1 protein-coding gene is annotated in these 281 nt (G+C 43.4%); it reads right to left on the bottom strand.

The window, feature by feature from the left end; translation table 11 throughout:
* A partial coding sequence (locus AAEZ03_RS26970) for a hypothetical protein (protein ID WP_350582876.1) occupies positions 1–281 on the bottom strand: 281 nt, incomplete at both ends.

Raw genomic sequence — 281 nt, 5'->3', positions numbered from 1 at the left:
GCTTCAAACATGGCAATACGAGACAGCAACGCACTATTAATTTGTTCGCCATCAACAAATTGCATTGCTTGAGATTGTTGTGAATAGGTTTGATAATAAAAGTCGGTAGCCATCGTCGAAGTGGATGACATGATTAGCTTATGTGCTAACACGTAGCGTTGACGCTCGCCTTCAGTATTGTCGGTGCTGGCTGCTGAATATAATTGAGTCGGATTTACCGAAAAATCAACACTGGTTAACCCCAACGTTCCGCGGTCAGCTTCTTGCGATGAGTACTGATA

The sequence above is a fragment of the Pseudomonas sp. HY2-MNA-CIBAN-0224 genome (assembly GCF_040310285.1).
GTDB classification, from domain to species: Bacteria; Pseudomonadota; Gammaproteobacteria; order Pseudomonadales; family Pseudomonadaceae; genus Aquipseudomonas; species Aquipseudomonas helleri.
Note: the sequence above shows the minus strand (reverse complement) of the source record. Positions and strands in the feature narration are given on the sequence as shown.